The organism is Embleya sp. NPDC059213, from assembly GCF_042754445.1.
Lineage (GTDB): Bacteria > Actinomycetota > Actinomycetes > Streptomycetales > Streptomycetaceae > Embleya.
In genome coordinates, this window is the sequence record NZ_JBHZAV010000001.1 from 26,921 (window position 1) to 52,496 (window position 25,576).

The 25,576-nt window shown below is 70.9% G+C and carries 21 protein-coding genes and 1 riboswitch; of the genes, 11 read left to right on the top strand and 10 right to left on the bottom strand.

The genetic code is table 11. The features are described from left to right. Positions 1-177: 177 nt before the first annotated feature. Complete coding sequence (locus ACFXMF_RS00135) at positions 178-1,686, bottom strand: MDR family MFS transporter (RefSeq protein ID WP_360305853.1); 1,509 nt, start codon at positions 1,684-1,686, stop codon at positions 178-180. A gap of 66 nt (positions 1,687-1,752) precedes the next feature. On the opposite strand from ACFXMF_RS00135, the gene ACFXMF_RS00140 reads away from it, so the two are divergent. Then, positions 1,753-2,496 (top strand): TetR family transcriptional regulator, encoded by a 744-nt coding sequence (locus tag ACFXMF_RS00140; RefSeq protein WP_360305851.1) that lies wholly within the window; start codon positions 1,753-1,755, stop codon positions 2,494-2,496. Positions 2,497-2,544: 48 nt separating this feature from the next. Here ACFXMF_RS00140 and ACFXMF_RS00145 read toward each other — a convergent pair whose 3' ends face one another. Beyond that, positions 2,545-3,504, bottom strand: a complete 960-nt coding sequence (locus ACFXMF_RS00145; protein ID WP_360305849.1) for a TIGR03619 family F420-dependent LLM class oxidoreductase — start codon at positions 3,502-3,504, stop codon at positions 2,545-2,547. Between the two features lie 175 nt (positions 3,505-3,679). Between ACFXMF_RS00145 and ACFXMF_RS00150 the strand changes: the two genes are divergently transcribed. Together ACFXMF_RS00150 and ACFXMF_RS00155 are read left to right on the top strand one after the other, a co-directional pair. Then, positions 3,680-4,531, top strand: a complete 852-nt coding sequence (locus ACFXMF_RS00150) for an SAM-dependent methyltransferase (protein ID WP_379989025.1) — start codon at positions 3,680-3,682, stop codon at positions 4,529-4,531. 9 nt (positions 4,532-4,540) lie between these two features. Next, the gene (locus ACFXMF_RS00155) at positions 4,541-5,107 is read left to right on the top strand and encodes a hypothetical protein (RefSeq protein WP_379989024.1); all 567 of its coding nucleotides are present in this window, start codon (positions 4,541-4,543) and stop codon (positions 5,105-5,107) included. Positions 5,108-5,143: 36 nt separating this feature from the next. Here the strand turns inward: ACFXMF_RS00155 and ACFXMF_RS00160 are convergent, their stop codons facing one another. From ACFXMF_RS00160 to ACFXMF_RS00170, 3 genes are read right to left on the bottom strand one after another with little or no spacing between them, the layout of a single operon-like run. Then, positions 5,144-6,181: an LLM class flavin-dependent oxidoreductase gene (locus tag ACFXMF_RS00160; protein WP_379989023.1), complete on the bottom strand. Its 1,038-nt coding sequence runs from the start codon at positions 6,179-6,181 to the stop codon at positions 5,144-5,146. Between the two features lie 51 nt (positions 6,182-6,232). After that, on the bottom strand, positions 6,233-6,973 hold the full coding sequence (locus tag ACFXMF_RS00165; RefSeq protein WP_360305841.1) for an SDR family oxidoreductase: 741 nt from the start codon (positions 6,971-6,973) through the stop codon (positions 6,233-6,235). Beyond that, positions 6,973-7,758 (bottom strand): SDR family NAD(P)-dependent oxidoreductase, encoded by a 786-nt coding sequence (locus tag ACFXMF_RS00170; RefSeq protein ID WP_360305839.1) that lies wholly within the window; start codon positions 7,756-7,758, stop codon positions 6,973-6,975. The genes ACFXMF_RS00165 and ACFXMF_RS00170 overlap by 1 nt, the downstream gene beginning before the upstream one ends. Before the next feature lie 227 nt (positions 7,759-7,985). Here ACFXMF_RS00170 and ACFXMF_RS00175 point away from each other — a divergent pair, with 227 nt between their 5' ends. Further along, positions 7,986-8,414 carry a nuclear transport factor 2 family protein gene (locus ACFXMF_RS00175; protein ID WP_360305837.1) on the top strand — a complete coding sequence of 143 codons (429 nt, stop codon included), beginning with the start codon at positions 7,986-7,988 and terminating at the stop codon, positions 8,412-8,414. 18 nt (positions 8,415-8,432) lie between these two features. Here ACFXMF_RS00175 and ACFXMF_RS00180 read toward each other — a convergent pair whose 3' ends face one another. Continuing rightward, entirely contained in the window at positions 8,433-9,245 is an 813-nt protein-coding gene (locus tag ACFXMF_RS00180; protein ID WP_360305835.1) for an AfsR/SARP family transcriptional regulator, read from the bottom strand. 387 nt (positions 9,246-9,632) lie between these two features. Between ACFXMF_RS00180 and ACFXMF_RS00185 the strand changes: the two genes are divergently transcribed. Next, the gene (locus tag ACFXMF_RS00185) at positions 9,633-10,730 is read left to right on the top strand and encodes a sensor histidine kinase (protein WP_379989021.1); all 1,098 of its coding nucleotides are present in this window, start codon (positions 9,633-9,635) and stop codon (positions 10,728-10,730) included. Here ACFXMF_RS00185 and ACFXMF_RS00190 read toward each other — a convergent pair. Then, positions 10,705-11,340: a response regulator transcription factor gene (locus ACFXMF_RS00190; RefSeq protein ID WP_360305831.1), complete on the bottom strand. Its 636-nt coding sequence runs from the start codon at positions 11,338-11,340 to the stop codon at positions 10,705-10,707. The genes ACFXMF_RS00185 and ACFXMF_RS00190 overlap by 26 nt on opposite strands. 240 nt (positions 11,341-11,580) lie before the next feature. On the opposite strand from ACFXMF_RS00190, the gene ACFXMF_RS00195 reads away from it, so the two are divergent. From ACFXMF_RS00195 to ACFXMF_RS00210, 4 genes are all read left to right on the top strand, one after another. Continuing rightward, positions 11,581-12,504, top strand: a complete 924-nt coding sequence (locus ACFXMF_RS00195; protein WP_360305829.1) for an MBL fold metallo-hydrolase — start codon at positions 11,581-11,583, stop codon at positions 12,502-12,504. 202 nt (positions 12,505-12,706) lie between these two features. After that, positions 12,707-13,357, top strand: coding sequence for a hypothetical protein (locus ACFXMF_RS00200; RefSeq protein WP_379989020.1), 651 nt, complete (start codon positions 12,707-12,709; stop codon positions 13,355-13,357). A gap of 832 nt (positions 13,358-14,189) precedes the next feature. Further along, positions 14,190-15,065 carry a hypothetical protein gene (locus ACFXMF_RS00205; RefSeq protein WP_379989019.1) on the top strand — a complete coding sequence of 292 codons (876 nt, stop codon included), beginning with the start codon at positions 14,190-14,192 and terminating at the stop codon, positions 15,063-15,065. Positions 15,066-15,438: 373 nt separating this feature from the next. Further along, positions 15,439-16,161, top strand: coding sequence for a hypothetical protein (locus ACFXMF_RS00210; protein ID WP_379989018.1), 723 nt, complete (start codon positions 15,439-15,441; stop codon positions 16,159-16,161). A gap of 561 nt (positions 16,162-16,722) precedes the next feature. Here the strand turns inward: ACFXMF_RS00210 and ACFXMF_RS00215 are convergent. After that, a complete protein-coding gene (locus ACFXMF_RS00215) occupies positions 16,723-18,468 on the bottom strand; it encodes an amidase (RefSeq protein WP_379989017.1) in 1,746 nt (581 codons plus the stop codon). A 190-nt stretch (positions 18,469-18,658) separates the two neighbouring features. Between ACFXMF_RS00215 and ACFXMF_RS00220 the strand changes: the two genes are divergently transcribed. Continuing rightward, entirely contained in the window at positions 18,659-19,660 is a 1,002-nt protein-coding gene (locus ACFXMF_RS00220; protein WP_379989016.1) for a LacI family DNA-binding transcriptional regulator, read from the top strand. Between the two features lie 840 nt (positions 19,661-20,500). Continuing rightward, positions 20,501-20,666: riboswitch (cobalamin riboswitch) on the top strand. A 175-nt stretch (positions 20,667-20,841) separates the two neighbouring features. Further along, a complete protein-coding gene (gene metE, locus ACFXMF_RS00225; protein WP_379989014.1) occupies positions 20,842-23,160 on the top strand; it encodes a 5-methyltetrahydropteroyltriglutamate--homocysteine S-methyltransferase in 2,319 nt (772 codons plus the stop codon). 247 nt (positions 23,161-23,407) lie between these two features. Here the strand turns inward: metE and ACFXMF_RS00230 are convergent, their stop codons facing one another. Next, positions 23,408-24,277: an ABC transporter ATP-binding protein gene (locus tag ACFXMF_RS00230; protein ID WP_379989013.1), complete on the bottom strand. Its 870-nt coding sequence runs from the start codon at positions 24,275-24,277 to the stop codon at positions 23,408-23,410. A 112-nt stretch (positions 24,278-24,389) separates the two neighbouring features. Continuing rightward, positions 24,390-25,433: an iron-enterobactin ABC transporter permease gene (fepG, locus tag ACFXMF_RS00235; RefSeq protein ID WP_379989027.1), complete on the bottom strand. Its 1,044-nt coding sequence runs from the start codon at positions 25,431-25,433 to the stop codon at positions 24,390-24,392. Positions 25,434-25,576 lie beyond the last annotated feature (143 nt).

The window sequence follows — 25,576 nt, forward strand, 5'->3', positions numbered from 1 at the left end:
CCCGAGCGCCCGGTACCGAACGGCCGGTACCGAACTGCGGGCACCGAACTGCGGGCACCGAGCGCCCTGTACCGAACAACCGGTGGCGAACCGGTGCCGAACACCGGGCACGGGGAGCCGACTGCCATGCCGCGGCAGTCGGCTCCCTTTCCCGTTCGCGGCGCTCGCGCCGGTCTCCTACACGGCGGGGGCGCTGCGGCTGTGCGTATCGGTGTCGGGCGCCGGATCCGCGTCCGTCGACGCGTCGTCGGACGGCTTCGCCCCGCGCTCCAAGGCGGTCATCAACACGGCGGGGAGGATGGCGAGCGCCGACGCCGCCAGCACCCACACGAAGGTCACACCGAAGCCGGATGCCTGCTCGGAGGCCCGCCCGCCGGCGTCGTCGAGGTGCTGTTGGAGCACCACGACGAACAGGGCGGTCCCCATCGAACCGCCGATCCGTTGCAGCATGTTGAGCTGCGGGGTGGCGTCGTTGACCTGGGATGGGGCCAACGCCCGGAACGCCGCCGTCATGGCGGGCATGCCGGACATCCCGATCCCGAACCCGCGGGCGACCATCGCCACCCCCAGCAGCCAGTACGAACTCCCGGCCGAGATCAGGACGAACGGCAACGTGGCCGCGACACAGACGACCCCGCCGATGACGGCGGTCAGGCTGCCGATCCGCTCGAAGAGGCGCCCGGCCAGGAACATGCCCACCGCGGCGCCGAGTCCCTGCGGAGCCAGCAGCATGCCGGTATGGAACGCGTCCTCGTGCCGGACCACCTGGAAGTACAGCGGCATCAGGATCATGCCGCCGAAAATGGCGGTGCCCATGACGAACGTCGCGAAGGACGCCGCGCCGAACATCCGGTTCCGGTACAACCGCAGGTCCAGCAGCGGGTGTTCGACCCGCAGCGACCGCAGCACGAACACGGTGGTCAGGGCCAGGCCCACCAGGAACGGCAGCAGCACCTCGGCGGAGACCGCCGTGCCCTCCAGCCCGGCCCGGGCCAATCCGTAGGTGACGCCCACCACGCCCACCGAAACCAGGAGCAGTCCGGGCACATCGAGCGGCCCGGCCGCCTCGCCCGCGTCGTCACGCGGCAGCAGCCGCACGGTGAGGTACATCGCCAGGACGCCCACCGGCACATTGATCCAGAAGATCCACTCCCAGCCCGCGTGATCCAGGAGCAACCCCCCGATGGTGGGGCCGAGCACCGGGGTGAGCACCATCGGCACGCCGATCGCGCTCATCACCCGGGCCAGGCCCTGCGGCCCGGCCGCCCGGACCAGGATCATCTGGCCGACGGGCATCATCAGCCCGCCGCCCACGCCTTGGAGCGTGCGGAAGAGGATGAGCGTCTCGGCCGACGACGCGAGCCCGCACAACGCCGAGGCCACCGTAAAGATCGCGAGCGCCCACGCGTACAGCCGGCGCGGGCCGAAGCGTCGGGCGGCCCACGCGGACACGGGGGTCACCGCGGCCAGGGCCAGCAGGTAGCTCGTCACCACCCATTGCACGGTGTCGAGGGATGCGTCGAAGTCCACCGAGAGATGCCGCAGGGCGACGTTGACGACGGTCGAATCCAGGAAGGCGAGGATCGCGCCCATCAGCACGACCAGCACGGCTTGCCGCGCTTCGCGGGTGAGACCGGGGCGCTCCGACGTGGCCGGCGGGTCCGCTGGGTCATCGTATGCAGTCATGTCTCCAGCTTCTCATCCATAGGGCTGTCACTGTCAAACAGATGGATGATTAGTTAGGATGGCCGGATGACAGTCAAGAAGATCAACCCCGGCGCGGGCGCCGGTGCCGGCGAGCGCGGAGCCGACGCGACGCAGGCCGACGACGGCCACGATCGCCGGCGGCCCCGGCGGGCGCCCAAAGCCGAGGAGCGGCAACGCGACGCGGAGCGGTCCCGGCGGCTGTTGCTGGACGCCGCGCTCGACGAGTTCGCGTCCCGCGGCCCGGCCGGCGCCCGGGTGCAGGAGATCGCCGAACGGGCGGGCGTCAACAAGCAGTTGATCAACTACTACTTCGGCGGGAAGGACGGCCTCTACCGCGAACTGCACCGCGGTTGGGCCGAGAGCGAGGCGCTCTTCGCCGAGGAGGACACGCCCTTGGCCGAGGTCGCGGTCCGCTACCTGGAGCGGGGGCTCGCCGACCCGAGGCCGGCCAGGCTGATGCTCTGGCGGGGGCTCTCGGATGAGGTCCGGGAGGTTCCGGAGGAGGAGGCGGCGGCGCTCGACGAGGACGTGGCCGGCCTGCGGCGAGCGCGCGAGCGGGGCGAGATCGCCGACGACCTGGACCCGGCCTTCCTACGGCTGGCCGTGATGGGGATGATCATGGCGCCGATCGTGATGCCGCAGATCGCCGGGCGGGCAGCGGGGCTCGATCCGCGATCCGCCGAGTTCCGGGAACGATACGGCGAGCAGATCCGCCGACTGGTCCGGCATCTGGGCGGACCGGTGCCGGAGCAGGATCCCCCGAACCGGGCCGAACCCTCGGCGACGTGAAATCGTCGGCGCGGCGCGCCCCCGACAGGTGCCGCCCACCTGCCCCGACTACCAGAGCCCCTCGGTCAACTCGCGGAAGCGGGCGAGGCGGGAGATCTCGGCGTCCGCGCCGCCGGCCCCCCGCCGATTGGAGAGGGTGAGATGCGTGGCGCCCGCCTGCCGCCAGGTCTCCAGGCTCGTCGCCCACGCGTCCTCCGGAACCAGCTGGAGCGCGATCCGCGCCTCGACGCCGAAGGTGTCCACGTCCCGACCGTGCGCGACCACGAGCTCGCGCAACCGTCGAACGACGTCCACCCCCGCCCGCACGTCGCGCATCAGCGGGCCGAACATCTTGTAGCCGTCGGCGATCCGGGCCATCCGGTCCAGGACCACGGGCTTGGGCACACCGCCGCCGTCGAAGTCGCCGCCGCCCATCCACACCGGCACCCGCCGCTCCGGGCGCGGGTTCAGGGCCACGTCGACCAGCTGGATCAGCTTGCCTCGATGGGTGACCGACGGCTCGGTCCACAACAGGCGCATCACCTCGACCTGCTCCTCGACGAGCTGCCCGCGAGTGCTCGGGTCGACACCGAACGCCTGTACCTCCTCCCGGTTCCAGCCCACGCTGACGCAGAGTCGAAGCCGCCCCTCCGAGAACAGATCGATCTCGGCCGCCTGCTTGGCCGCGAGGCCGGCGGAGCGCAGCGGGAGCAGAACCGAGGGGGCGATCTCGATCCGCGAGGTGAGCGCCGCAACGAACGCGGCCTGGGTGAACGCCTCGTGCCACGGCTCACACGGGGACATGCTCGACGGCCAGTTCGGCGCCCGGGCCGGCAGCACGTGCTCGCCGAAGCCCAGATGGTCGTAGCCGAGATCCTCGAACGCCTGTACGTAGTCTCGAAGTTCGTGCCGGGTATCGAAGTAGGGCAGGTCGCCGCCGATCCGCAACGGGCGAGGCGACCCGAGCCCGGAGACATCCGGTTCGGCGAACCCTACGGGACCGACCGGGCGTTCCTGAGAGCTGGTCACGCGCGAACCTCCGTGAGTGTGCTGACCCGATTACGTACCGTCCACCTTGGCACCACTGCCTGGAGCCCGGCTACCGCATCCCTCGAACGCCGCCCCGATGTCCGCGTTCCAGCCGGCTTCGAGCCCCCCTCCACCCCCACCCACGACCCTGATCCGCGCCACGAAAGGAGCACGAATGAGCGAGCACGAGGCAAGGACACCCGCATCGGGCGAGGGAGTGCGGTTGCCTTCGGGCGTCAGCCTGACGGCGGTGGGCATCGCCGCCGGGCGGGCCGCGGAGAGTGAGCGCGAGGAGCGGTTGTTCCACGACCCGTACGCACGGGCCTTCGTCGAGGCGGTCGGGGCGAGCGCCGTGGACGGGATGCGGGACTTCGCGGGTTACGTCGCCGTGCGCACCCGCTTCTTCGACGACTGTCTGGGCGGCGCGGCGGACCGCGGCTGCCGCCAGGTGGTGATCCTGGCCGCGGGCCTGGACACCAGGGCGTTCCGCCTGGACTGGCCCGTCGGGACCAGGGTGTTCGAGCTGGACCTGCCGGATCTGCTCGCCTTCAAGGAGCGTGTGCTGGCCGAGCGACAGGCGGCACCCGCGTGCGCGCGCACGGTGTTGCCGGTCGACCTGCGGGACGACTGGCCCGCCACGCTGCGCTCCGCCGGGTTCGAGCCGAAGGAGCCGACCGCCTGGCTGGTCGAGGGATTGCTGCCCTACCTGGACCGGGCCGGCAACGACGAACTCCTCGACACCGTGGGGAGGTTGTCCGCGCCCGGCAGCGAGTTCGCGATGGACCACATCGACTCGGCCACCAAACGGCACCGGCTGGCCCGGGTCTCCGACACCCTCGACGACCTGGGGGCGACCTGGAAGTCCACCCTCGACGATCCGGCGGGGTGGCTGAGCGGCCACGGCTGGCAGGTGACGGACGCGCCGACCATCGCCGCCCTGGCCGGCCGCTACGGGCGGGGTGCCGCCCTGGCCGCCGAAGCCGGGGCCCGGCCCAGCGGGCTGGCCGCCGCGGTCCGGAAGGGCTGAACCGTGGGCATGCGAATCGCGACGGTCGAGCGTGCGCTCGCCCTGACCTGCCGGGTCCACACCGAGCCGCACGGCGACGACCACACCATCGCCTACACCCTGCGCTTCAACGTGACCGCGCCCCGAACGGCGCGGGTGGGAGAGGAGTTCGAGATCGTCCTCGTGCCCGCACCGATCACCTTCTCCGCCAAGCTCAGCAGCGGCATCGACGACATCGCCCTGTGCTTTCGGATCCCCACGCACGCGCGGGTCGTGCGGCACACACTGACCGGCGGCGAGGCGCTCGGCGAAGCGTCTCCGTACACCGAACCACTTCCCGGGGGCCGCCTGGTCCTGCGTGCCCCGGGGCCGTTCCGGCCCGAAGTGCCGTTCACCCTCCCGGCCTTGAGCTGGCGCGTGTGCGCCGACGGGAGCGGCCCGGTGGAGACCGGCCTGGCCGGGACCGACTTCGCCGACCCGGCCTGGAGCTACCGCTGGGCCCGCGCCGCCGACGCGGTGAGCGGCGACGTCACGGGCTTCCCGGACCCTGTCGTGGATCCATCCGGCACCCTCGGCCGGACGGTCCCCATGCTGTGACCCCACCCGCGCCGTGACCGCCCCGGGCTTCGACCGTCAGCGCGCGCCGGCCGCCAGGTCGCGGGCCCGGGCCGCGGCACGCAGGATCCGCACCCGACCCGCCAGGTCGGTGGCCGCCGCCGAGACCATCACGCCGAGCGTGGTGACGCCCGCGTCGGCGTACGCGCGCATCCGCTCGGCGAGCCTGGGCACGGGGCCCACCAAGGCGGTGCGGTCGATGAAGTCCACCGGGAGCGCGGCGGCCGCGCCGGCCCGATCGCCCGCCGCCAACCGCCGCCGCAGCAGCGCGACCTCGCGTTCGTAGCCCAGCTGCCGGGCCATCGAGCAGTAGAAGTTCCGGGCCGGGTCGCCGATGCCGAGCAGGTACACGTACTGCTCGCGCAGCGCGTCCACCGCGGTCGGCACGTCGTCGGCCACCGACGTGGGCAGGCTCGGCAGCACCTCGAACCCGTCCATGCCGAGCCCCGCCCGGGTCCGACCCGCCCGGAGCTCGACCACGGCCTTCGCGACCGACTCGGGCGAGGTGAACACCCCGAGCCAGCCGTCGGCGATCTCTCCGGCCAGCCGCAGCGCGTGCGGGCCGACCGCCGCCAGATACACCGGCAGCCGGGCGTGCGGCCGTTCGGTGGTCAGCCGCAGGGGCGCGTCGGCGCCGGCGCCGGGAGCGGGAAGCCGAAAGTGCTCTCCCGTATACGTGACCGACTCCCCGGCCAACGCCCGCCGGACGATGTCCACGTACTCGCGGGTGCGGCCCAGCGGCCGGTCGAACGGCACGCCGTACCAGCCCTGCGACACATCGGGATTGGACACCCCCAGGCCGAGCCGGAACCGGCCGCCGCTGAGCGCGTCCAGCGTCGCCGCAGTGAGTGCGGCCGTGCCCGGCGGCCGGGCCGGGATCTGCATCACCGCCGAGACCAGGCCGATCCGCTCGGTCGCGCCGGCCGCCAGGCCGAGCACGCTCACCGCGTCCGAGCGGTACCCCTCGGGCGCCAACACCACGTCGTAGTCGAGCAGTTCCGCCGCACGGGCCAACTCGCCCGCTCCCTGGTACACCAGATTCGCGCCGAGTCGCACGGCCGTCTCCTCAGGTCGGTCGAAGGATCGGTCAGGTCGGGTCGGAGCAGGTCAGATCAGGTGGGCGCCGCCGTCCACGGACAGCACATGGCCGGTCGTGTACGCGGCATTGGCCAGACCGATCACCGCCTCGGCGACGTCCTCCGGCAGGCCGACCCGGCCCAGCGGGGTGCTCTGGCGGACCTTCTCGGCAATCGGCGCGAAGAAGTCGCTGTCCCGCGTCCACGGCGTGGCGATCAGCCCGGGAGCCACCGCGTTCACGCGCACGTGCGGGCCGACCGCCCCGGCGAGCAGCACGGTCATGTGCTCGATCGCCGCCTTGCTCACCGCGTACGGGATCGAACTGCCCACGGCCCGGCGGCCGGCGACGGAGGAGATGTTGATCACCGCCCCGTCACCCGACGCGATGAGATGCGGTACGGCGGCCACGGTGGTCTGCCAGGTGCCGAGCACGTTGAGCCCGAGGATCTCCCGCCACACCTCGGGGGTCACCGCCGCCAAGTCGGCGTGCGGGATCACCCGCGTGACCCCGGCGTTGTTGACCAGCAGGTCGAGTCGGCCGAAGTGCGCCACGGACGCCTCCACCAACTCCCGCGCCTGCGCCGGGACGGACACGTCCGCCCGGATGTACACCGCGTCCGGCAGGGCGGCCGCGACCTTCTCGCCGGCCTCCACCGAACGCGCGGAGTTGACCACGACCCGGATGCCCTCGGCGCCCAGCCGCCGCGCGATCGCCGCCCCGATCCCGGAGGAGGAACCCGTCACCAGCGCCACTCGCGTTTCGGCGGACATCAGTAGTTGCCCAACCCGCCGCAGACGTTCAGCGCCTGCGCGGTCACCGCGGCGGCGTCGTCGCCGACGAGGTACTCGACCATCGCGGCCACCTCGCGAGTCTCCACGTAGCGACCCATCGGCACCCGAGTGGTGATGCGGTCGTGCGCCTCCTGCTCGGTGACGCCCCAGATGCCGGCGTAGTGCTCGCGGACGCCCTGGGCCATCGGCGTCTCGACGAAGCCCGGGCACACGGCGTTGACCGTGATCCCGGACCGGGCGAGTTCCAGGCCCAGTGCCTTGGTGAAGCCCACCACGCCGTGCTTGGACGCGGAGTACGGCGCGGCGTGCACCACACCCTGCTTGCCGCCGGTCGAGGCGATGTTGACGATCCGGCCGCGGCCCTTGGCCAGCATTCCACCGGTGGTCAGTACTTCCTTGGTCATCAGGAAGACGCTGTTGAGGTTCGTGGCGATGACGTCGAACCACAACTCGTCCGGGATCTCCGCGGTGGCGCCGCCGCCGCTTCGGCCCGCGTTGTTGACCAGGATGTCGACCGGGCCGAATCGTTCGACGGCCGCGCGCACGTACTCCCTGATCTGCTCCGGCCGCGCGACGTCGCACACCGAGCCGTCCGCCTCGAAGCCCGCGCTCCGCAACTCCCCCAGCGTGGCGTCCAGTTCGGCCTTGCCCCGGGCGCAGAGGTAGACCCGCGCGCCGAGCCCGGCCAGCCGGTGCGCGACCTCCTTGCCGATTCCGCTCGTGGCGCCGGTCACCAGGGCCACGGGGCTGCCTGTCTCGCTCATGGGTCTCCGATCCCGCTGTCGTAGGGGACACGACGCGTCCCGCCGTCCCGGGGAAGCGTGGGACGGGCGACTTGAGGCGAGGTGGAAGCCGGCTGGAGCGCGGGACGGCCCGCTTTCCAGCCGATTTCGAGGTGGGCCGGTCAGGCTGGCCGACGCCGGCCTTCGGCACCGGCCGTGGGGTGTCCCGGGACACCCCCGACATACCGAAACCACCGAAGGAGAGCCCGATGACCCAAACCTCCGTCCGCACCGATCTCTACGCGCGGGTCCAGCACTTCTACGCGCACCAGATGCAGGCCCTCGACGCCGGCCGGTTCGAGGACTACGCCGCGACCTTCACCCCGGACGGCACCTTCCAGCACTCGCCGGCCGCCGAGCCGGCTCGCACGCGGGCCGGGATCGTCGCCGAACTGGTGGAATTCCACAAGCGGTTCGACGGCGACCCGGTCCAGCGCAGGCACTGGTTCAACCACATCGCGCTGGTCTTGCGGGCCGACGGCGGCATCGCCGCCACGGTGTACGCCTTGGTGGTCACCGTCCGCCCGGGCGGCAAGCCGGAGATCGCCCCGAGCTGCGTGGTGCACGACGTCCTGGAGGTGGGGGAGGACGGGGTGTACACCCGCTCCCGTCGGATCACCCACGACCAGCTCGGCTGACACCGCGATGGCGAACCGTCAGTACGCCGGTAGCCGGGCGGGCACGGCCGCCTCCCAGCGGTCGAGTTCGGGCGCGCCGCAGAGCACGGCCTGGTGCAGCCGCTGGAGCCGTGCCGACGGCTCCACGGCGAGTTCCCGATACAGGCGCTCGCGGAGGTGGCGGAACTCCTGGAGCGCGCGCGAGGGACTCCCCGAACGGCAGAGCGCGATCATCAGTTGGGCACACAGGTTCTCGTTCAGCGGGTACCGGACGACGAGCGTGCGCAACTCGCCGAGAAGGGCCGCGTGGTAGCCGAGTTGCATATCGGCCTCTATGCGTTCCTCCAGCGCTTGCCTACGCGTTTCCTCCATATGGATGATCTCCAGACCCAGTACCCGCCCCACCGGGACGTCGACCAGAGCGGGCCCTCGCCACAGGGCGAGGGCGTCGGTGAGAAGTGCCGACGCCGAGCGGGGATCACCGGCCGCCAACGCGATACTGCCCTCGGCTGCGGAGCGTCGGAATCTCGACCAGTCACAGTTCTCCGCGGGCACCGTTATTCGGTAGCCGCCGAAGGAAGTCGCCAGGAAATCCTTCGGGGAACGCTCGGGGAAATTTTGTAACGCCTTGGAAATTCGCCGGCGCAGTTGCATGATGTATGTCTGCAGCGTCGTGGCCGAACTGCGCGGTACCGCATCTCCCCATAATTCCTCCATCAGCGTCGCCACGGGTACGATCCGACCCGCGTGCAGAGTGAGCAGCGCGAGGATCTGTCGGGGCTTGCCCGCGCTCGGCACGATGGATTGACCGTGCTCGCGGACCAGCAACTCTCCCAATACTTCGACATCCATGGGCGTCCTCCGATCGAGGTGTCTCGGCAACGTCGATCCGACACTCGCATCGACCGACGTCCGCCGCCCAGTGACGTGGTCACGTTCCCGGGGGTGAATTCGACACGTACCCATGAGGAATTCACACTTCTATTTCCGGAGGCCATCCGCGGGACCTGACGGACCCGTTCGATCGCGGCGCCGGCTCCATCGGGACCGGCCGCCCGTCGATTCGATCATGGCCCGATATCGGCGGACGCCCTGTGACCCGCGCGACAACCGCATCCCACGCGATCGGATTACTGATTGACTGCGCCCCTCGGATCCATATTCGATCGGGCGGACGGCATGGTCGACTTACCGAAGGATGAGCCACCCCCTTGGCTCGCGGCGTGCATCGTTTTGACCGTGCAGTCCGCGGTGGGCCTCCTCGGCTTCCTGAACCTCCTCGCCGGACATCCCACATCCGGCCGGATCGCGCTGTACGTCACCGCCTTCGTCCTGGTGTTCGCGCTGCAAAGCCTGCACTGCGCCCTGTGGGGCTCCCGCCTCCGTGCTCGGTACGGCGCGTGGACCCTCGCCGCCCAGGCGCTGCTCACCTACGGCCCGCTGTGCGTGCTCGGACTCGCCTGGGCCGGCATGTCGGGCTTCCTCGCCGGCGCCGTGCTGCTCGTGCTCAATCCACCGTGGTCCGTCACCGCCTTCGGCTGCGCCACCGCGCTCACCGGGGGCTGGGTGATGATGATCGACCCCCGGCCGCTCGGGGTCTCCATCGGCATACTCTCGTGCACCGTGAACGCGCTGATGGTGTACGGGGTCACCCGCATCGCCGCCTGGAGCGTCGTGGTCCGGCGTGCCCGAGAGGAGTTCTCGCGGCTGGCGGTGGAGGGCGAACGATTGCGAGTGGCAAGGGACTTGCACGATCTGCTGGGGTACAACCTGGCCGCCATCACACTCAAGTGCGAGTTGGTGACCCGGCTCATCGACAAAGAGGCCAAAGGCGCGCACGCGGAACTCCAGGAGGTGTTGGCGATCTCCCGCCAGGCCTTCGCCGACCTGCGCTGTGTCGCGCACGGCTATCGACAGTTGTCCCTGGCCGTGGAACTGTCCGCCGCCCGACGGGTGTTGAGCACCGCCGGCATCGACCTGGCCATCCACGACGAGCGCGTTCCCCTGCACGAGGACACCGGCAGCGTCCTGGCCACGGTGGTCCGCGAGGGGGTCACCAACGTGCTGCGGCACAGCATGGCCCGGAGTTGCCGGATCACCATCTCCCGGACCGGGGGTCGGCTCGTGCTGGAGATGGCCAACGACGGCGTCCCCACGAACGGGGGCGCCCGGGCGCCGCATCGCCTCGGTGGCGGGTTGGACAACCTGGGCCGCCGGCTCGACGAGGTCGGCGGCACGTTCCGCGCGGGTGCCGACGGCGACGGCTGGTTCCGGCTCACCGCCGAACACCCGGTCGAACCGCTGCGGGCCCTCAGCTTATCCAAGCCCGCGCTCTAGCGATCCGCACGGCGTCCACCCGATTGCGGGCGTTGAGCTTGGTGACGGTGGCGGTCAGGTAGTTGCGCACCGTCCCCGTCGACAGATGCATCGCCCCCGCGATCTCCGTCGCGTTCATGCCCTCGGCGGCCATCTGCAGCACGTCGCTCTCCCGTGGGGTCAGCGGGCTGCCCCCGCCGCGCCTGCCGGCCGGGCGCTCCTCCGCCTCCCACGCGCCGGGCGGAATCCGGGAGTCGATCACCCGTTGCCCCGAGGCCACCAGGCGGATGGCGGCGGCGAGTTCGGAGGGCGGGGCGATCTTGGGCAGGAAGCCCCAGACGTGCGCGTCCATCGCCCTGCGCACCGTGCCCGGTTGGTCCAGCGCGGTCAGCACGATGACCCGACAAGTCGGCACCATCTCGTGCAGCAGGCTCGCGGCGTCCAGCCCGTTGGCGCCGGGAAGGTTGATGTCGATGACCGCGACGTCGGGTTGCAACTCGATCGCCGCCGGCAGAATCGCCCTACCATCCGCGATCTCCGCCACGACGGACAGATCCGCCTCCAGCCCGAGCAGCGCCACCAACGCTCCTCGGATCATGTGCATGTCCTCGGCCAGTAAGATCCGAATCACCGGTCCCCCCCGTGTCGGCTCCTGCTCGATCTGCTCTCTGTACCAACAGTTGGCACTATTACAGATCTGCGCCGCCGCCATTCGTCGACCCTTCGGCGATCGCCGCCGCCCCGCCCGCTTTCGGCGTTTTCCAGTCACGCCCTCGGCCGTGGTCGGCCGCCGCTCCAGCCATCCTCGATCCCCGGGCGCGAGCATGGCCGCCGATCCGATCATCGGTCCGAGACCGCCAGGAGGCACGTTGTGTCCGAAGCGACCCGGCAACAGCCGTCGACAGCCCGACTCACCGAGGTCGCCGACGGCGTCTTCGCCTATGTACAACCCCACGGCGGGTGGTGCGTCAACAACGCGGCCCTGGTGGTGTCCCGCGACGGGTCGGTGCTCGTGGACACCGCCGCCACCGAGGCCAGGGCCCGGCGGCTACGGGCCGCGATCCTCGAAGTGGCTCCCGCCGCGCCGCGGATCCTGGTGAACACGCACTTCCACGGCGACCACACGTTCGGCAACTTCGTGTTCCCCGAGGCCGTGGTCGTCGGGCACGCGGATGCCCGGACCGAGATGGCGGCGGCCGGCCTGCACCTCACCCGGTTGTGGCCCGACGTCGCGTGGGGCGACCTCGACCTCGCGCTTCCGGTGATCACCTATCGGGACCGAATCACCCTGCATGTGGGCGACATCCGGGCGGAGTTGATTCATTTCGGCCCGGCACACACCACGAACGACACCGTCGTATGGTTGCCCGAGCGGGAGGTGCTGATCACCGGCGACCTGGTGATGTCCGGCGTGACGCCCTTCGTGCCGATGGGTTCGGTGTCCGGAACACTGGCGGCCCTCGAACGGATGCGCGCACTGGGCGCCCGGACGATCATCACCGGCCACGGTCCGCCGACCGGCCCCGAAGTGTTCGACGTCACAGCGAACTACCTGCACTGGATTCGGGATCTGGCGCGGGAGGGAATAGCCGCCGGCCTCACCCCCCTCCAGGTCGCCCGAGAGAGCGACCGCACCGCCTTCGCGCACCTGCTCGACTCCGAACGGCTCGTACCCAACCTGCATCGCGCCTTCGCCGAGGAGCAGGGTGCGGCCCCGGGCGCCGCGCTCGACATCGGCGCGGTTTTCGCGGAGATGGTGGAATTCCACGGCCGACTGCCCGCCTGCGACGCCTGAACGCGTCCACCCGTGCGGCGACTTCGTACCGGGCATGGACCCCGAGCCGATCGCCCACGGGCGGCCGGCGGGCCGAACGCGGTAAGCGGCACGACGCGCAGCCGAGGCAGGGCCGGTTTCACCGGGCGCCACTTCGCTCCTTTCCCCGCGGCTCCAGCCTCGGCGGTGGTGAAGCCGAAATGACGCCTTGTAGCGTCGCCGAATGTCGGTTCGAGCAAATGACGAAGCCGAGCGGGTCACAGCGGCTTGGCGGGCCCTTACCGCGTGGCCGGCCGAGCATGCTCCCCTCTCGTATGCCTCGATCCTGCCACCCGCGACAAACGAGGAGATCGCCACCGCGAACTCCCGGCTGAAGCAGCATTTCGGGTTCGGCCTGCCCGTGGAACTGGACGCGCTTTGGCGACTGTGCGGTGGTGCGGAGCACCAGTACATCGAGAATGACGAGCAGGGTGAGGTCGGCTCCGGGGCTTTCCTGCCCCACGGGGTGATGTGCTCCCTGGCGCGGGCGGTGGAGTTGAGGCTCGCCATGCTCGGGTGGGGCGCGCCGGGCGACATGTGGGGCGGAGCCCGGGTACTCCCGTGGCTCACCCGGGACGAAGCCGGACCCGAGCAGGGTCGCTATGCCGGCGACGTCGGCGTCGGGGACTGGTGGATCGTGGAGCAGCCGGTGACGGAGGCGGTCCACCCGTCGATCTCCGCCTACCTCGAAGCCACCCTGCGCGCCCTGACGGACGGCCCCGCGAACCTGATGCGCGACGATGTGCCCGGACTCGTATGGGGTTGCCTGATCCGGGGCAACCCCGAGCGTCCCGGAATGCTGGATGCCTTCGCGCACTGGACACCGATTCACTGAGCATGGGGCCCTGCGCGTCGTGAACACGGGGCGCCGGTGGCCCGGCCGACGACCTTGCGGGTGGCGACGTCGATGACGGTGGCCGGGAACAGCCGGCCCTGCCCGGTCGCCAGGGGCGAGGGTGGGGCGGGGCATCACCGCGAGGAGCGGCTCGATCGCCGCCGGGAAGGACGTGCAGGACTCCCACGTCGGTCGGTAGGCATCAACACATCGCACGTGATCGTGAATGCCGGCGACGTTGCCGAAATTGATCACAGGTGCGTGAAAGGGGGCGAGGAATAGCCCAGGTGCCGGGTGTTCCGGCGAGTAGTGATCCAAGGCGACGCAGGATCGATCGCCACGTCTTGTGGAAAATGATCACGTCGCGTCCGAGGATCGAGAGGCTTTGGGCAGGCGTCGGTGTGGGCGAAGATGCTCCTCTCGTTCGTCGCCCTTCCGGACAAGTCGACGCGCTGAAAAGCGCGCCCGTTCGGAGTATGATTTCATGCGCTCGTCGGGAAGCATCTTCGACCGCAAGAGGCGGGCATGATCACCATCTCGATCCCGCATACGACCGACCCATCGGTCCAACCATTCGTCGCGGGAAGCAGGGGCGGCGTCACGCGACTGCGGCTAAACGCGACGGCTTGAATATCCTCGAGAATGAAACCCGCGCATGACCTTTCGCTTTACACGGTCCAGTGTTCGGCCCCGTCGTAACGATGAGTCCGCCGGCGTCGATGGAGAAGGTGGAACGCCCGATCGGGCGTTGGCCTCGGTCCCACCGACAGAGGTCGCACCCGCGCGGCCGAGCATTCACGCGAGCGGCGGAAGCGTGGCGGCGGGGAACAACGTGAAAACGGTCGTCACCGGAAACCACAACGTCATGCACGTGTATTCGCCTGTACTGGTGGCCATGGCGGCCCTGGGGGCCATGGGACTTGTCGGTGTCGTCGTCTTCATGGCCGTACGGGAGAACGACACCGGCTCGGGCAACCGGACCCAAGGGGCAGGACCGGTCGCCTCCGGCCCAGAGAAGCCGCGTCCCGCCACGATCCCGCCGAGTAATGGCGGTCCGGGTATGCAACCCTCCACCACGAGCCCGCCGAGTGCGAGCGTCGCGGACACACCACCGCTGACCGCGAGCGTGGACTACGCACCGGACCCGAACAAGTGCCACGGCTGGTTGTTCCCCGGCAAAAGCCCTCGAGACATCCCGGTTCCCCCGGGCGAGCCGACAGCCGAATGGGCCCACGGACTCGGTGGCATCGATCGCGACACCACGCCCATCGTGGTGACCGTCGAGGGGAAACACGACTACAACGTCACGCTTCGAGCCATGCGCGTGATCGAACGACAGGAGAGCAAACTGGCCCCGGGCACCAACGTGACCCTCCGGCTCGGCTGTGGTTCCGGATTACCTATCGGCCCCCGGATGGTAATCGACTTGGCTGCTGAAAATCCACGCGTCGAACAAGAGGACGGCGGAGAATTCAGTTATAAAGTCGCCGGGAACGACACTCAAAGATTCGGAATCGACGCACAAAGCCCTGTAAAAGAATGGCGGACATGCGATTGCGTTATCACCTGGAAGCTCGCACTTGACTGGACATATCAGGGCAAACAGGGAACATTGATCATCGACGATCAAGGCGCTCCGTTTCGCACCGGGAGCAATAATTCCACGGAATACCCCACCTTAACAAAATCCGGTGCAATCTGGGAGTAGCATCCCGCGGCATTGCGGCGAACGCCCGCCGCCCACTCGACGGGCCGACGGGAATCCGCTGCGGATTCCCGCAGCGCCCACGAGTCGAGAAAACGGATGGATCACCTTGGTGCCCCTTGCCGGCGTCGACGCCGACCCATATCCGCTCGTGTGGCGTGATCAAGCCCGTCGCTCCGTTTCACGGTGACCAACTCTTGCGCGGCCCGAAGAAATACTCCGCCGACAGGCCCCTGAGCAGCGGTGACCACAGTCCTCGATCAGTGGTCGGAGCGTCCCCAAGGGCCGGGCGGCCATTCCTTCCGAGCCAACGACGGTAGAAGACCATCAGCCATAGCCGGTCCTCCCGGACCGCCAAGCATTCCCGGGGAAGGCCATGCACCGAAAGCTCATACTGCTGCTCTGCGCGTTACCGATCGCCGGCGGGTGCGACAATTCGTCGCCGGAGAAAACGACCGCGGCCGAAACGCCCACCGCGAGCGTGACCTTCGTGCCGCAGCCGAGCGCACCCACACTGTCCCCCACCCCCGGCCTGCCCGCGTCGCCGACCACCACCTCCGCGTCACCCACCCGCAAGACCGACCCGTCGCCGGTCGCAACCACGCCCTCCAGGAGGAGCAGTACTCCGGCCGGCGGCGGCGACACCCGGCCCACCGGAACCAAGGGTCTGGACTGCGGCAGGCTCCTCGGCAGCGGCACCTTCACCGACCCCCACCGGCTCGGCGTCGTCGACGGTCCCGTGGCCGCCAGAGGCTGCGAGCCGCTGACCTCCGGCTCCCCGTTCAACGTTCGATACTTCTCCTTCAGGCTGACCGCCACACCGGGCGCGAAAGCGCATGCCGGGGCGTCCTTCGCCCTGGTCAGGGGCGCGATCAGCCCGGTCTACCCGGCGATCGTCCAGCCCAACGGATGGATCCTCAAGCACAGCCTGGGCTCCGGCTACTGGACCGGGACCGAACCCGGCTTCACCGGCCGCTACCAGATCATCGCCGATCTGTCTCCGGGCACCTACATACTCCGCGTCGACAAACTCGACTCCCCCCTACGCTCCAACACAACGCCGTCCTACGACATCGAAGTCGACTCCGATCCCTCCTGAGAGCCCCTGCCGGGCCGCATTCCCCTTCGGGCCGGCAGGGACCTTGATGCCCGGGTAGGTGATGGCGGGGTTCCAAGTCACGTGCTGCCTGGTGTCGGAACCGGCTTCCGCATACGTGTCGGCCGTCGCGGCCGTCGTGGTGCCGGGCGGTCCGCACACCACGGACCCGCTCTCGGGCCAAGTCGCGTTGCCTGCCCGGGACACGGGCCGCCCCTCGGAGGCCCAGACAACAGCACCGACCCGGAGCTGATCGAACGGCTCACCCGTGCGATTCACTCACCGCGACGAGCACCGACATCAACGCAAGCTCCAGGAGGCGCATTTGGTCGACGCAAGGGTGCGCTGTCCGCGAAGGGCGGGCTGGGCCGGCCGCCCGACGACCGACTCTCGGCCGTGACTCACGTAACGGGTGGAGACCTCCTCGGGACCGTGGTGGTCGATGCCGGCCTCGGGAAGGTCCTGAGCCGTCGCGAGGACGTGCAGCTCCCGCCGCCCCAACTTCGGGGGCCCGGCTCGCCGATCGTGGGATGTTGCTCATCCCGGTTCACCGAAGCCGGGCTGTCACTGCGGGATTTCGGTCGCCAGGCGTGGCGTACGCGGCGGTTCGGTGCGGCGATTCCCGGTCGCCTCGAAGGCAGCGGCCAGACCGAGCAGGGCGTTGTCGTCGTACGCGCGGCCGGCGAAGGTCAGCCCCACGGGCATGCCGATGTCCGCCATGGCGCCCATCGGCACGGTGACGGTCGGGATGCCGAGGTGCCGGGGCACCAGGTTGCCGTTCGCGACCCACACGCCGTTGCGCCAACCGAGGTCGGCGGACGCCTCCTCGACGTCCATGTCCGCCGGGCCCACATCTGCGACGGCGGGGAACACCACCGCGTCCAAGCGCAGTTCGTCCATCCACGCCTCGAGATCGACCCTGCGTGTCTCCTCGAGGCCGCGCAGGCCCGCTTCGAGGTGTGGGATGTCGGTGAACGACGCGTACGGGCGCTCGCGCACCAGCCTCGGGTAGTCGGCGATGGTGTCGTCGAACCCGACGTAGCGGTCGGGCAGTTCGTCGGGGTGCTTGGGCCAGATCCGGGCCGGGTCGACGTCGGCGAGGGTGGCCAGTGCCGGGTCGCCGTTGGCGCGCAGGAAGTCGTCCCACGCCCACGCCGAAAGGTCCTCGATCTCGACGGTGAGGAACGCGGGGTCGACGAGGCCCCTGGTGGGCAGCGACGGCGCGCCGGGGCGGTCGGCCTCGTAGTTGGTCACGGCGGGGAAGTCGACGTCGACCACCTCGGCGCCCGCGGCCTCCAGGTCGCGGCGCGCGGCCTCCCACAGGGTGATGACCGACGCGCGTGTCCGGATGCGTTGCCCGGTCGGGCCGCCGATGCCGCCGCGGGGGTTCGTCCCGGCGTCGGGGTCGGCGTTGATGTACATGCGGGGCACGCCGATCCGCCGGCCGGCGAGCGCGGTGCGGGCCGCGGTCGCATCCGCCGGCGCCAGGGCCGGGTAGGAGAGCGGGCGTATCCGGGACGCCGCGGGCAGCGGTATCCACGGCTGGGAACGCCACAGGTCCCCGCGGGTCTGCGGGTCGTCGGCGACGACGACGTCGAGGAGTTCGAGGAGGTCGGCCATGGTGCGGGTGTGCGGGACCACGACGTCCATGGTCGGTACGAGCGGCCAGTTGCCGCGTACCGAGATGACGCCGCGGCTGGGTGTGTAGGCGCACAGCGCGTTGTTGGAGGCAGGGGCGCGGCCCGACGACCAGGTCTCCTCCCCGAGGCTGAACGCGCCGAAGGACGCCGCCGTCGCGGTGCCCGATCCGTTCGACGATCCGGAGCCGTAGGCGCTGGTCAGCCAGTCGGCGTTGTAGGGGCTTTCGGCGCGGCCGTACACGCCGCGCTGCATGCCGCCGTTGGCCATGGGCGGCATGTTGGTCAGCCCGATGAGCACGGCCCCGGCGGCCCGCAGTCGCTCGATGGCGAACGCGTCGCACCGGGCGACCAGGCGTTCGAACGCCGGCGAACCGGCCGCCGCCGTCAGTCCCTTCGCGAGGTAGCTGTCCTTCGCCGTGTACGGGATGCCGTCCAGCGGGCCGAGGCTCTCGCCACGCGCCCGGCGGGCGTCGGAGGCCGCGGCGTCGGCGTGGGCGTTCGGGTTGGTCACGACGACCGCGTTGAGCGCGGTGGCGGTGCCGGGCCGGTCATAGGCCGCGATCCGCGCGAGATAGGCGTCGAGCAGGTCGACCGCCGTGGTCTCGCCTTTCTCCAGCGCCACCCGCAGGTCGGCGATGCCGGTCTCCACGACGTCGAATCCGCGGGTCATGCGGGGTGCCTCCTGGCTGGTTCGGTTCGGCGGCCTCGTTAAACCGGTACGCGGGGTCGAAGCCGTGCCCCGAACCCGGGCGGGCGAACGGCATCCCACGTCCGTGCCGGATCGATCCGGCACAGGGCGAGCCTAGGTGCTGCCGGATCGATCCGGCAATCCCTGGGCCGGACATCTAGACTCCGTGGTTGTGAACGCCCGCATCGTGACCCTGATCGACGTGGCACGCGCCGCCGGCGTGTCCCGGAGCACCGCCTCGGACGCCCTGCAAGGCTCCGGACGCGTGGCCGAGGCCACCCGCGCCCGGGTCCGCGAGACGGCGGAGGCGCTCGGCTACCGCCCCAACAGCGCCGCCCGCCGTCTGCGCCGCGCCGACGCGGGGGCGCTCGGCCTCTACCTCCCACGGACCGCGACCCGGCTCGACTACTACCTGGACCTCGCCTTCGGAGCCGTCGAGCGCGCCCAGCACGACGGGCTCGACGTCGTCCTGCTCGGCGGGCCCACGGGCAGCTCCGGACCGGTCGCCTCCCGAGTCGACGGTCTCCTCGTCATCGACCCCGACGGCTCCGACCCGGCCGTCCCGAAACTCCTCGACGCGGGCGTCCCGGTCGTCACCGGCGAGCGCTACCTCGGCCCCAGCCGCGCCCCGATCGGTGCCGTGGTGTGCGACAACGCCGCCTCGCTCGCCGCGGTCCTGGACCACCTGCGCGAACGCGGCGCGCGGCGACCGGCGCTGCTCGCCCCGGGGGGCGACTCGGCGTGGGCCCAAACCCTGCGAGTGAGCGCCGACGCGTGGGGAACGCCGCACGGCGTCCCGGTCACCGTACGCACCATCCCGTTCGCGGCGACCCCCGCGCAGGCGGCCGAAGCCGCCAGGGACCTGCTCACCGCGGAACCGGACATCGACGCGGTGGTGTGCGGCCCCGACGGAGCCGCTCCCGGCGTCCTGCACGGCGCCCGCGCCCTCGGTCGAACTCCCGGCGCGGACCTGCTCGTCGCCTCCTGCGTCGACGGCACCGCCACCCGCACCGGCAACCCGCCGATCACCGCCGTGGACTTGCGCCCCGCCGACTATGGGCAGGCCTGCGCCGAACTCCTGTGCGACATTCTGGCCGACCGCACCCCACCCGACACCGTCCGCCTCCACCCATGGAAACTGCGCACCCGGGCCTCGACCCAGGGTGGCCACTGAACCGACCGCGTGCCGCCCGTTCGAGTGCTTCCCGCCCAAGGCCGATGCCGGCAGGCGCCGACTGCGGAACGTGCTGCGTCGCGTCAAGCCCTCCGCGCACTACGACTTGCCTTGATATCTCACGTATTGGCGCCAAATCTCGCATTGCGGCGGCAGCCCCCGGGCTCGCCCTGGTCATGACGGCCTGGTTGCTCACAGCCCACGGCACCCCGCCACCCCGCCACCAACGTCCCCACCACGGCCGCCGATTACGGTGCCCGCCGGCCGGCCTCCCGGTCCGCCGGCGACGGCAGCGGCGGCAAGTTCATCCCGGCCACCGGCAGCTCGACGACGCCCGAACCGCCCAACACGATGCAGTCCGCACTCGCCCTGGCCGCGGCCGGCGTCGAGGAGGCCACCTTCGAGGACACAGTGGACCGGCTCAAGGCTGCGGCGCCCCCGACCCGCTCGCCACCCGGCAGTCCGTATGGGGCGCGGCCGGAACCCCGTTCCCGCTGAACCCCTCCTTCACCACTCCGCTCCCCCTCCCCCGTGCGTCCCCTGACCCGGCCCCGGTGCCGGCCGCAGGCGGGGAGCCCCGAGTGTGGGGCTCCCCCTGTGGTGGAAACCGGCCGGCCCAGGCACTTCGGCACCGCGGCGAAGGGTCACCGCCGCGCCGGGTCCTCCCCACCGGTCGGAACGAACACGACACCGGATCGCGAACACCGGCCCCACCGATGCGTCGCCGGCCGTTGTCCGCGTCTTCGGCGCGTGCTCGCCCCATCCGGCTCGTGCGGTGGCTCCCCGGGGCGCCCTCGGCCGGCTAAGCTGTCGCACGCAGTCGGTTCGCCCTGCCATCCGGGTAGGCGCGTCGTAAGAGGGAACCCGGTGTGAATCCGGGACTGCCCCGCAGCGGTGAGTGGGAACGACCGCCGTCAACCAGCACTGGACCCGACTCGGGTCCGGGAAGCGACGGCCAGTAGGTGTCCGCCCTTGGCGGATGTGCCCGCGAGTCCGAAGACCTGCCACTGCCCGTGCGCCGCCGATGCGCACGGTGATCTCGGTGACCTCGTGGGCGGGTCGGCGGACAACCGGTGGGACACGTGCGGGAGTACACCGACGTGACCCGTGTGGTTTGCCATTCCCTTCGTGCCTGCGATCCGTCCCGGGATCTTGTCGACAGGCTCGCGAAGGAGAGTTCCGTGACCACCAAGTCCGCAGCCGCGGCGGCCCGTGCCACCGTGTACGGCTATCCCCGTCAGGGCCCGAATCGGGAACTGAAGAAGGCCGTCGAGGGCTACTGGGCCGGCCGCATCGATGCGCAGGCGCTTCGGGACGCCTCGGCCGAACTGCGCCGCGCCAACTGGGAACGCCTCGCCCAGGCGGGCATCCACGAGGTACCCACCGGCGACTTCTCGCTGTACGACCACGTCCTCGACACCAGCGTGGCCGTGGGTGCGATCCCGGCCCGTCATCGCGCCGCCGTCGAAGTCGACGCCCTGGACGGCTACTTCGCGATGGCGCGTGGCACGCAGGACGTGGCGCCGCTCGAGATGACCAAGTGGTTCGACACGAACTACCACTACCTCGTGCCCGAACTCGGGCCGGACACCGTCTTCGAGGCGAACTCCGCCAAACAGGTGGCCGAGTTCGAGGAGGCCGTCGCGCTCGGCCTGACCGCCCGCCCGGTGTTGGTGGGCCCGCTCACCTACCTCCTGCTTGCCAAGCCCGCGCCGGGGGTCGCGGCCGACTTCGAGCCGCTGACCCTGTTGGACCGGCTGTTGCCGGTGTACGCCCGGCTGCTCGCCGACCTGCGTGCCGCCGGCGCCGAGTGGGTGCAGCTCGACGAGCCCGCCCTGGTCCAGGACCGCAGCTTCGCCGAACTGAACGCCGCCAAGCGGGTCTACCGCGATCTCGGCGGCCGCACCGACCGGCCCAAGCTGTTGGTGGCCTCGTACTTCGACCGCCTCGGCGAGGCGCTGCCGATCCTGGCCCGGGCGCCGATCGAGGGCCTGGCGCTGGACTTCACCGGGGCCGCCGCCGCCAACCTCGACGCGCTGGCCGCGGTCGGCGGGCTGCCCGGAAAACGTCTGGTCGCCGGTGTCGTGGACGGCCGCAACGTATGGATCAACGATCTCGGCAAGTCGCTGACCACGCTCGGCATACTGCTGGGCCTGGCCGACCGGGTCGACGTCGCCGCCTCCTGCTCGTTGTTGCACGTGCCGCTGGACGCCGACGCCGAACGCGACGTCGACCCGCAGATCGCCCGCTGGCTCGCCTTCGCCCGGCAGAAGACCGACGAGATCGTCACCCTGACGCGCGGCCTCGGCCGGGGCACCGACACCATCGCGCCCCACCTCGCCGCCAACCGGGCCGACCTGGCCGCCCGCAGGACCTCCGCGCTCACCCACGACCCCGCCGTACGCGCCCGCGCCGCCGCGGTCACCGACACGGACGCGCGCCGCAGCAAGCCCTATCCCGAGCGAGCCGCGGCCCAACGCGCCCACCTGGGCCTGCCGTTGTTGCCCACGACCACCATCGGCTCCTTCCCGCAGACCGCCGAACTGCGCACCGCCCGCGCCGATCTGCGCGCGGGACGCATCGACAGTGCCGGTTACGAGGAACGCATCGAATCCGAGATCCGCGATGTCGTCGCCTTCCAGGAGAAGGCGGGCATCGACGTCCTGGTGCACGGCGAGGCCGAACGCAACGACATGGTCCAGTACTTCGCCGAACAGCTCGCCGGCTACGTGGCCACCCGACACGGTTGGGTCCAGTCGTACGGCACCCGCTACGTGCGCCCGCCGATCCTGGCCGGCGACATCTCCCGCCCGGAAGCGATGACCGTGCGCTGGACCTCGTTCGCCCAGTCGTTGTCCGACCGCCCGGTCAAGGGCATGCTGACCGGACCGGTAACCATGCTCGCGTGGTCGTTCGTTCGCGACGACCAGCCGCTGGGAGAAACCGCCAGGCAGGTCGCGCTCGCGCTTCGAGACGAAGTCGACGACCTGGAGGCGGCCGGGAGTTCGGTCATCCAGGTGGACGAGCCGGCCCTGCGCGAGACGTTGCCGCTGCGGGCCGTGGACCATGCCGCGTACCTGGCCTGGGCCACCGAGGCATTTCGGCTGAGCACCTCGGGCGTACGCGCGGCGACCCAGATCCACACGCACATGTGCTACGCCGAGTTCGGCGACATCGTGCAGGCCATCGACGATCTCGACGCCGACGTGATCAGCCTGGAGGCGGCCCGCTCCCACATGCAGGTCGCCGGAGAACTGGCCACCCACGGCTACCCGCGCGAGGCCGGACCCGGCGTGTACGACATCCACTCCCCGCGCGTCCCCGACACGGATGAGGTGGTGGGCCTGCTGCGCAAGGGCCTGGCCGCCATCCCTGCCGAGCGCCTGTGGGTCAACCCGGACTGCGGCCTCAAGACCCGCGGTTGGCCCGAGGTCCGCGCCTCGCTGGAAAACCTGGTCGCGGCGGCCCGGGAGGTGCGCACGACGCTGCCGCCCTCCTGATCAAGCTCGCCGGGGCAGGACCTCACGGTCCTACCCCGGCAGCCGTCGACGATCCGGGCCGAGGCCGCACCCAAGGCGCCGCGAGCGGCGGAGCGGCGTTCAGTCTCGGCTCGGTGCACCCTTCGGTCCGGGTGCCGGGACCTCGGCGCGGAATCGAAGGCAGTCGGCCGCCGGGCCGTCCCGCCCGGGAAGGTCCTTTGTCTTTACGGACGTTCCGGCTGTTCTTACGGACCCTTCCGTGTGTTCCTTACGGGGCTTCCGGGTGTCGTGAGTGCCCCGGTGGGCGCCGGCGGCGGCCCAGGGGGATGACCAGAGGGGTGCCCGAGACGGGGTCGTCGATGATTTGGCAGGGGAGGCCGAAGACGTCCTCGACCAGTTCCGGCGTCACGATGTCGCGGGGTGGTCCGACGGCGAGGACCGTGCCCTCGCGCATGGCGATGATGTGGTCGGCGTAGCGGCAGGCGTGGTTGAGGTCGTGCAGGACCGCGACGAGGGTGTGGCCGTCACGTTCGTTGAGGTCGCGCAGGAGTTCGAGGAGTTCGATCTGGTGGGCGATGTCGAGGAACGTGGTGGGCTCGTCCAGGAGCAGGAGCGGGGTTTGCTGGGCGAGCACCATGGCCACCCAGACGCGTTGGCGCTGGCCCCCCGACAGCGCGTCCACCGGGCGCGGCGACAGGTCGGTGGTCCCGGTCGCGGCCAGGGCGTTCAGCACGGCCGTCTCGTCCTCGTCCGACCATTGGCGCAGGAGCTTCTGGTGGGGATAGCGGCCTCGGGCGACGAGGTCGGCCACGGTGATGCCGTCGGGGGCGACCGAGGTCTGTGGGAGCAGACCCATCCGCCGGGCCACCTCCTTGGCCGGGTAGGACGAGATGGCCTTGCCGTCCAGGTGCACCGTGCCGGCGGCCGGGGTGAGCAGGCGGGACAGGGCGCGCAGGAGCGTGGACTTGCCGCACGCGTTGGGGCCGATGATCGCGGTGACCGCTCCGTCGGGGATGTGCACGGTGAGGTCTCGGGCCACGACGCGGTCGTCGTACCCGACGGTCAGCCCCTGTGCCCACAGCCGGGGCGCGGTAGCCGGCGCGGCGGGGTGCGCGCGGGGGTCGACGGCGATGTTCATCGTGGCGAAGTCCGTTCTGCGAAGGAGGGGTTGGGGTGCGGTGGGCTCGGGCGCAGTCGCCGCGAACCGAGGCGGGCGCCGGGCGGCCCACCGCCGGCGTCGCCCGGGGTCGTCACTGCCGCCGTGCCTCGCCGACCAGCAGCCGAATCAGGTAGGCGCCGCCGATGCTGACCGTGACCACCCCCACCGGCAATTGGGTCGGCGCGAACAGGCGTTGGGCGAGCCAGTCGCTCGTGGTCAGCAGCGCCGCTCCCATCGCGGCCGACGGCAATATCGTCACCCCCGGGCTGCGGGCGAGGCGGCGGGCCAGTTGCGGTGCGGCGAGCGCGACGAACGAGATCGGTCCGGCCGCGGCGGTGACCATGGCGGTCAGCGCGACCCCGGTGACCACGAGGGCGATGCGGGTCGGCTCGGTGCGTACCCCCAGGGCGCGGGCGGCATCGTCGCCCATCTCCAGCACCCGCATGCGCCGGCCGAGGATCAGGGCGACCGGCAGCAGGATCGCGAACACGACGGTCACCGGGCGTACTTGCTGCCAGCCCAGGCCGTTGAGCGAGCCGGCTCCCCACACCGCCGCCGCCATCGCGGTCTCCAGGTCGGCCTTGACGATGACCCAGGTGTTGACCGAGGCGAGCAGCGCGCTGATGCCGATACCGACGATGATCAGCCGAAAACCCTGGATCCCTTGCCGGTAGGCCAGCAGGTAGACCAGCGCGGCAGTTGCCACGCCGCCTGCGAGGGCTCCCGCGGCGACCTGGTAGTAGCCGCCGTGGGCGAGCATGATCACCATGAGCGCACCGGTGTTGGCGCCGGTGTTGAAGCCGATGACGTCCGGGCTGCCGAGCGGATTGCGGGTCAACGACTGGAAGATGGCACCGCTGACACCGAGCGCGGCACCGGCGAGCACGGCCAGCAGGACGCGAGGCAGTCGCCATTCGATCACGACCATGTGCACCTTGGCGGGTACGTCCGTGAACAGTGCCTCGGTCACCTGGACGGGCGAGAGCGAGTACTCCCCGGTGCCCAGTGCCAGGACGGCGACGGCGGTCGTGGCGACGAGCAGCATCAGACACACGACGCCGGCCCGGACGTCCAGGCGCAGCGACACGTGTCCGCCGGGGAGCCGGATCACCCGGACCGCGCGCCCGAAGTCGATCGTCGTGCGCGTTTTGGGGCGTACGCGCGGTCGTTGCGCACCCTTGCCGCCGGCGTCCGAGCCGGCCGAGCCGCGGCCCGGCGCGGTGGGCGGCGACGCGGGAGTGGACGTGGACGACGCGGAGCCGGGCAACGGCGCGATGG